3 protein-coding genes are annotated in these 7897 nt (G+C 61.0%); all 3 read right to left on the bottom strand.

All coding sequences use genetic code 11. The features are described 5' to 3' along the window. The coding region (locus WBP53_RS09985; protein WP_423928467.1) for a GEVED domain-containing protein at positions 1-6468 on the bottom strand (6468 nt) is incomplete at its 3' end. 605 nt (positions 6469-7073) lie between these two features. Continuing rightward, positions 7074-7283 carry a hypothetical protein gene (locus WBP53_RS09980; RefSeq protein WP_423928465.1) on the bottom strand — a complete coding sequence of 70 codons (210 nt, stop codon included), beginning with the start codon at positions 7281-7283 and terminating at the stop codon, positions 7074-7076. A gap of 164 nt (positions 7284-7447) precedes the next feature. Next, the coding region (locus WBP53_RS09975; RefSeq protein ID WP_423928463.1) for a glutathione S-transferase C-terminal domain-containing protein at positions 7448-7897 on the bottom strand (450 nt) is incomplete at its 5' end.

Below are 7897 nucleotides of genomic sequence, written 5' to 3'. Positions count from 1 at the left end.
GTTCGGCAACCAGCGGCGGCCGGTGCCTGTGGATACCGTGTAGCGGGACGGCGCCACCACCTCGACCAGATAGGTATTGGGCAGCAAATCACTGAACAGATAGTTGCCCGAGGCGTTGGTCGTCGTGCTGTCGATGGCCGGACCATCCGGATTGCCGTCATCGTTGGCATCGAGATACAAATTGACCGAAATGCCTGATATGCCGGGCTCGCCCGCCGTCACGAGGCCGTCGTTGTCGAGATCTTCCCAGACCAGGTTGCCGAGGCTCATTGCGCCGCCGGCGCTGTCGGCGACATAGTCCTCGACCTCACCATCGCTCGCCACGCCGGTAGGCGAGCAGCCTGCATCTGTTGAAAGGCGGAAGCGTGCATAGGGACTGGGCACGTTGCCGGCTGGTACGACACCGAAATCCAGGATCACCGATCCGGCACTGGTTCCAGCCGGAACCGCTGCCTGTGCAGCTTCATTCAAATCGCCGAAGCTGCCGTTGCCGTTCCAGTCGATAAAGCCGCACATCGTGGCTGGATTGGGCGTGGTGTTGGTGACCGTGACCGGCGTGGTCGTCGGGCTGCCTTCGTTGTATAGCGCGCGCAATTGCACGCCATCTTCGTCGTCTCCGGCTACCGCGCAGCTGCCACTCGTGGAACTGCCAGTAGCCAGGTCATCGCCATCCGCGCCCATCGTCGGCTGTCCATCGAGTTCGGCATCGACGCAGGTTCCGATGTGCAAACCGGGGACGATGCCATGCGCCGGACCGTTGTCGGAGAACAGGGTGCTGTAGTTGTCGGGTCCGGTGCCGGCTCCACCGTCAGGCAAGTCGCCGAAATCGTACTGTCGGAACGTCACTCGATAATCCTCGACCTCACCATCCGGCTCGACACCAAACGCCGCGCACGCCGTGCTTGCCGTGCTCAAGCGGAAGCGGGCATAGGAGATGGCCGGCGAGCCAGGTCCGACCGGGCCGAAGCTCAGCGAAACCTGCACATTGTTGCTGCCATCCGGCACTGGCTGGCTGGCGTTCTCGCCTGGATCAGCGAAATCGCCATCACCGTTGATATCGACGAAGCCACAGACGCGAGCCGGGGTGCCAGTCAGGTTGGTCGCGTTGACACGCACCGAATGAGAGCCCAGCTGGATATCGTCAAGATCGGCAACAAGCACGCCGTCTTCGTCGTCGGTTCCTGCCAGATCGTCGCCATCGGCATTCGCGCCGGGTTGGCCGTCGGCCTCATTGTCGACGCCCGCGCCCATGAACAAGCCCGGTACGATGTCGTGCTGAGCACCGCCATCGGCAATCATGGTTTGATAGTTCCCGCTACCGGTTCCAGGACCGCTATCGGGCAAATCGCCGAGGTCCACGCGACGCACGCTGACGAGATAGTCCTCCACCTCGCCATTGCTGGCCATGCCAGCGACCGCGCAGGAACCCGAGGTATCCGTGCTGAGGCGGAAACGTGCAAAGGTTGGGCCGCTGGGTGTGGACAGGGGTTTCGTGAATGGCAGCGCGAACAACACATTGTTGCTGCCGCTCGGCACCAGCATCGAGCTGTGTTCGGGGCCAGGCGTGAAACTGCCATCCTGGTTGAAATCGATGAAGCCACAAATGCGCGCATCGGTCCCGGTCAGGTTGGTCGCGGTGACGTTCACGGAACCGGACTGGCCGACAACGAAAGCCAGGCTTGCGGTGTCTACGCCATCTTCGTCATCGCTGGTTTGCGCATCATCGCCACTAGCCAGTGCGCCGGGCTGACCATCGGCCTCGGCATCGACGAGGCTGCCCATGTGCAGGCCGGCGATGATCGGATGGATAGCACCGCCGTCGGCAAGCAGGGTTTCATAGTTGCCGGGGCTCGTGCCTGCACCGGTATCGGGCAGGTCGCCAAGGTCGGTCACGACTGCAGTGAACGCATAATCCTCCACCTCACCATCCGTTGCCGGACCACCAGGCGAACAGGTGGGAGAGGTGCTCAGGCGGAATCGCGCGTATCCGGCGGCAACCGTTCCAGCAGGAGCAATGCCAAAACCGAGTGGGTAGCTGACGTTGTTGCTGCCATCCGGAATCGGCGCAGACGCCGTTTCACCCGCATCAGCGAAATCGCCGTCACCGTTGAGATCGATGAATCCACACAGGGTTGCAACGCTCCCCGTCGTGTTCGTCGCCAGCACCGGCACGTCGACGGCGGCTCCAGTGAGGAACGAGAGGGAAGCGGGATCAACGGCATCTTCATCGTCGTTGGCCATCGCACAAGTACCGTTGGTCAAAGTGCCTGCGCCGGAATCATCTCCGCTCGCCAGCGCATTCGGCTGGCCATTGATTTCAGCATCCACGCAGGCGCCGAGATGCAGGCCCGGGCGCAGTCCGTGGCGCGGTCCATTGCTGGCAAGCAGGGTTTCGTAATTGCCAGTACCTATGCCTGGCGCGCTATCCGGCAAGTCCCCGAAATCGACGGCGGCCTGAACGTCGGCAACATAGTCCTCGACTTCACCATCGCTGGCTGGTGCGATTGGCGAACATGCTGCAGCGATGTCGGAGCTGATGCGGAAGCGCGCATATGTCGATCCGTTGAAGCCAGCCGGCACGGTGCCGAATGCAAGCGTTGCCGTGCCGGTACCGTTGTCGACATCGAGAGTGGCCGACTCGCCCGCGCCGAATGTGCCATTGCCGTCGTAATCGATGAATCCGCAGATGCGAGCCGATGCGGCACCCGGATTCGGATTGTTGTAGTTGACGCGGACAGTGCCCGGCGCACCGACATATTGGGTCAGGTCAGCCACGGTCACTCCGTCTTCATCATCCGGTACCCCGTTGCTGTCGTCACCATCGGCGCCGACGCCCGGTTGGCCATCGAGTTCGGTATCGACGGTAGCGCCAAGGCGCAGCGCACTGATGACCGGATGAACCGGGCCATTGCTCGCGATTACCGTGCCGAAACCGTTGGGCAAATCGCCAAGGTCAACCGGCTGAATGAAGCCGAAGTCGACGCTGTAGTTGGAGGCCGAATCCGGAAACACAGTATTGTCATCGTTGTCGTCATCGACGCCACCAAAGCGCAGGCGCTCATTGGTGGGCTCTGCGGCCGTTGGCGGCGTGCCGGCGACTGGTCCAAGCGAAATCAGCCCCGAGGCTGTCGAATTGGGGGTGTTGCCACAGACAGTGATTCCAATCAGCGCGCCATTGTCATTGTTGTCGACATCGCCGTTGGGATTGGTTTCATCCGGCAAGGTGGAGAACAAGCCATTCAGTGCAAGCTGGGCGGACGTATTTGCGATGGCGACGTAATAGTCGTCACCAGCGAGCAGTTCAGCAAAGGAGTACTTGCCGGGATTGCCGGCAAGCGTCGCGGTCGTCGTTGTCGACAGAAGGCTATCGCCCGAACTCGGGCCAGTCGTGCCATCGTCATCCCGGCAAAGCAATACGCTGACGCCATCGATACCCGGTTCACCCACATCGGCGCGTCCGTTGTTGCGATGGATCGGGTTGCCGGCACCGTCATCGCGCCAGACAAGGTTTCCGAGTCGATACCGCTCGGGCAGGATCACGCCGACCTTGGGTGGTTCGGCAGTGGGGAGCAGATCAGCAGCAATGGTTGCGTTTTGCTGGAAAACACGGTGCGCGAACGAATTCCAGCTGGGATTGAACACCGTGCTGTTGCCGCGGATGTCTGGTGCAATGCCGCCGACGTAGCTCGGTGGCGCGCCATTCGCCGGGCTACGCATCGGCACGTCGACTTCGATATAGGTGCCCGGTACCCAATCGGTGCTTGCTGCCGGGGTGGTCAGGGTCGAGAAGGCACGAATACGGAAACCGGTCGCCAGCGAAGCGGGCACCGGTGGTGTACTGGTCCACACGCCAGAGGTGCAGCCAGTCGGGAACGAGTCCTCGACCAGCGCCGTGCCGGCCTGCGCTGGTGAGTAGTTGGCCGTGCGCACCTGGCCGCGGCAGAAATTTGGCGTTGTCGTGTACTCGATCTCGACCGATGCAGCATTCGCATAGGTGACCGGATCGAGACCCGGATTGACCAGTTGGATCAGCGGTGGCACGACGACACTGGCGCTCAGCGGGCCATCCAGAGCGGGTGCCCAGCGGCTCAAACGTGGCGTGCCGATCAGCGGTCCACCCACACCGGTATCACCGATGAAGGGAATCGTGTCATAGACGACATATTCCTCAAGCAGGCGATTTCCGGCGTTGGCCAGGCGCAAGCGATATCGGAAGGTGCCACCATGATCAGTGCGGGCCACACATGGGAAGCGCGTGAAGTTCGACGCAGGTCCGCCGAAATTGGTGGCGTAGTCCGGACAACTGGAATTGTTGGTCGCGACGCTGGCCTGGCTCGGATCACCAACCACCGCCAGGGCGGGATTGCCTTCGACCCACTTCTCGCCACCGAGGATGAAAGCTTCAGATACGCGGAAGTCCGCGCTGGCCGGGCACATCAGATCAACCGTCGAGCCGTCATTGTCGAGGTCGTTGACGTCAGCGAACGGTGTGCTGTTGTTGGGGCATGTAAATGCCCCGGAAGGACCCGGATCGAGGAACACGGCCATGTCATTTACATACGGCGATGCTGGCGCAAGATTGGCCGGGACGCCCTCGCGGACGCGGGCGCGGATGACAATCTGAGGTCCATTGCTGCCGGTAGGAAAGCTGCCGGCAAACGCGACCCGCACAAGGGTGCGGCCTGGCGTGCCGAAATCCGGCGTGACCTGCAGGGTTCCGCCAGACGGGGTCGTGCTGACCAGGCTGACAAACTCGAGCTGGATTGGAAGCCAGTCTGAAATGATCGGGTTGACGATCGCAGCAGTACTGTCTCCGCCCACGTGGTTGGCGGTCAGAGTGAAATCGATGGTTGCGCCTGGTGCGGCGATCGTCGGATTGGCGGTCTTGCCTGCGCGAACGGAAGGCGTGCCCTCTTCAACGCGCACATTCGCGCAACGCACCGACGGTGACACCGGACCACCGCCGAAATCGACATACGTGCAGTTTTCGATCGCTGACGGCACCACGACTGGCGGACTGGCGCCTACGTCGTAGCGAACCTGCGGTGAAGTGGTGAAGGCGAAATTGCGCGGCGTAGCTGGACCATTTGCGCCGAGATCGGAAAATGTCCAGCGCATGCAGGTCGCAGTAGCGGGAATGTCTCCCGGCACGCTATAGGTGATCGATCCGCCTGGGCTGGCAATGTTGCTGGCCAGCGCCGTGCTTCCTGAGAAATCGCAATAGTCGCCAGCGAGCAATGGCAGCGTCGTGTATTCGATTGTTGCGCGCATGTCGGTGCTGACGCTGCCGTCGGCCGGCGAGTTCCAACGCCCACTGCTCACGGAGGCAAAGGTTATGCCTGCAGGCAGGGCCCCGAACGCCTGGGGAAAGCGTTCGACCACGCTGAAGTTCGGCACGCGTGCGTTGGCGCCGTTGGTGTTGGCGCTGATGTTGAAGACGATGGGATTTCCGGTGCCCGGAGCGACATCGGGTGCGCTCTTGCTCGAGGTGCCGGCGGGGGTTGCTGCGCCGATCGTGTCGTTGCGGGTTCCCGGGCCGATGTCGCCCGGCCCACCAACCTCGGGAACGATCGTCGCAATGGCCGAGTTGTTGATCGCAGTGCCTGCGGGTAGTCCGGCCGGATAGCGAACAACGAGGGTGCGATCGGCACAGGCTGTACCGGTGTGCAGACCCTGCAAGCCAGTTGGCGGCGGCGTGGTGTCATCGAGATTCCATGTAACGTTCACCGGTGGACCTGCGGCTACCAGGCCGCCGTCGCTGTTTTCGACACTGGCTACTGTCAGCCCGGGCACATCCGGCAAGGTGTCGATCAGGGTCGCATTGGTAAGTGGCATGTTGCCACTGGCCGAGGTCGAGCAGATGCGTACGCGATAAGTCACGGCTTCGCCGGCAGCAACCGGTAGCGATGTCGCCGGGTCGAGTCTTTGTTTCCTGACAGCATATTGCGGCAGTGGTCCATTGATGCTGATCGGCGCGGATTCAGCATAAGCACAATCGATGGTATCGGCAGGCAAGACTGGCCTCGAGCCCCCGACCACGGCATTCTGCGGCGGCGCAATGCAGACAGTCGCATTGGTACTGGCCACAGCGCGATTCACGATATTGGTGACCGGTACCGTGATCGAAGGAATGATGCGCAGATCAACATCCAGCGAAAAACTTTCGCCACCGGCGTACACGTTGCGAACCAGGACCAGCGTGTTGCTGCCGGCGGTACAGGTGATCGTATTGAAGAATCCGGAGGTCGGGCAATTGGCTACCACGAGTTCGGCGGGAAAGGCATCCTCGATGCGCAAGGTTCCGCAGCCGGCAACCAGGTTGTTGCACGAGCCCTGCAGGCGATAGGTAACTGTCTCGTTGGTGTCGTAAGGCCCGGCATCGCCGAGTCGCGTCTTTGTGAAGGTCTGCTGCGCCATCGCGCTGCCCGCCATCACGATAAATAACGTCGTGATAACCCACTTGAACATGTTGTGCACGCTATTCCCCAAAAATTCAGGTTATGAAAACTAATGCTGAGAAGTATTGCGTTCGTCGCGAGCAAAGAGCGCCCCAGGCGTGACGACAGAATGTCGCACGCGAGCGATTTCCAATCCTTGGGAGCACCTGGTTGCGAATCCGGATTGCTCGACGTTTGATGAAAACTGAAGGTGTCCGGATCACCCGGGAGATTAGGTCTGCACTTCAGGAACTGGCAAGTGAAGTTGAGCAGTCGTAACGATTCTTGACCTTGTCGGTACGTAGGTGACGAACTGCGGCACAAACGCGCCACCGAGCCGTTCTGTTCGACGGCTCAGTGGTTGATATTCGTGCATGAGTGTCGCTGAGGGATGTCGCTATCCGGGTCACAGCGCGCGCCGCAATGCACTTGCACTTGCGCGGGCAAGCGACGTGCAGATCGCTCCGTTGCGCCGACGAACCATGGTTGCGGTCATCAAGTGCTTCGCATGCCTGCGACCGGTTCGTCGAATGGACGATAGCGGTTACGCAAGAACGCTGGTTTCGAAGAGTGAATCAGCAGGGCGAATCACTCGCGAAAGAGCTTTGTTCTAGGAAAGCGCACGCATGCGACGGTTCAAGAGCGATGCTGTCGAGCAGGGCTTTCATTGCGTCTCAATCGATGCTCGGGCTCAACCATGCCCAATGCCTTGAACAAGCTTTGCTTCGTATTGCTGCGCATGCGCGCCTTCCGCTCAATGCGGGTCAGCATGCCGAATGTCTGCCCGGGCTGACGCGCGAAAGCCGGTGTGCGGCACTGCTTGTCGAGCTTGTTCGGCGTCTCCATCGGTATTCGACATCAACACGTCTGGCACGATGCTGTGTCTCCCACGGCGCGTAGTTTCAGGAGACGCCGGTTTTTCGATACGGGCTTCCACAACCAGGTGCTTGGCCTTCGTGTCCTTTCGGTCGACCAGGTCAGACACTGCTCGCATTCCTGTACGTTGCTTCTCAAGCGTCGCCGACAGAGGCAACTTTGTCCTGAGTCTTCAACTCGAAATCCGAAGCGTCATGTCGTTCGTGCAGCTGTTCTGAGGGCTCGCCCCAGGTTCGGTTTACCTTGCAGCCGCGCTGCACTGCCGGCCGCTCGTGAATGGCGTCGACCCAGCGCCTCAGGTTCTTGTAGCTTTCGACTTGCAGAAACTCGGCGGCGTCATAAGCCTTGCCCAGCACCAGGTTTCCGTACCAGGGCCAGGTGGCGATATCCGCAATCGAGTATTCGTCCCCACCGAGATACGTGTGCCTGGCCAGCTCGCGATCGAGCACGTCCATCTGGCGTTTTACCTCCATCGTGAAACGGTTGATCGGATATTCGAATTTTTCCGGCGCGTAAGCATAGAAGTGCCCGAATCCGCCGCCCAGATAGGGGGCCGAGCCCTGCAGCCAGAACAGCCAGTTCAT

It is taken from the genome of Dokdonella sp., assembly GCF_049593775.1.
In the GTDB taxonomy this organism is placed as follows: Bacteria; Pseudomonadota; Gammaproteobacteria; order Xanthomonadales; family Rhodanobacteraceae; genus Dokdonella.
Note: the sequence above shows the minus strand (reverse complement) of the source record. Positions and strands in the feature narration are given on the sequence as shown.

Bases quoted from the DNA above. Each gene is read 5' to 3' on its own strand.
- WBP53_RS09980 (WP_423928465.1), bottom strand. From the start codon at position 7,283: ATGGAGACGCCGAACAAGCTCGACAAGCAGTGCCGCACACCGGCTTTC.